The sequence below is a fragment of the Bacillus sp. SIMBA_074 genome (assembly GCF_046534555.1).
Classification (GTDB): domain Bacteria; phylum Bacillota; class Bacilli; order Bacillales; family Bacillaceae_G; genus Bacillus_A; species Bacillus_A mycoides.
The window spans coordinates 1-229 of the sequence record NZ_JAWRYM010001372.1; the positions used below are offsets into that span (position 1 = coordinate 1).

The window sequence follows — 229 nt, forward strand, 5'->3', positions numbered from 1 at the left end:
GGCGAAGTGCGCACCGCGCTTAACAGTTTGCTGCAAGGCAAGCCGGCGAATGCCGGGTTAGCAACCTCCCGGTTTGTGATCAACTCTACGGTGGGGATTGGCGGCTTGCTAGACTACGCTACGCTGATGGAAATAAACGCTGATAAAGAAGATTTCGGCCAAACCATGGCCGTGTGGGGGTGGGAAGATTCGCGCTATTTAGTGCTGCCTTTGTTAGGTCCGCGTACGC

Annotated in this window: 1 protein-coding gene; it reads left to right on the forward strand. The window is 55.5% G+C overall.

Features of this window, described 5'->3' with window-relative positions; all coding sequences use genetic code 11:
• On the forward strand, nucleotides 1-229 hold a 229-nt coding region (locus SB773_RS35190), incomplete at both ends, for an MlaA family lipoprotein (RefSeq protein WP_410595248.1).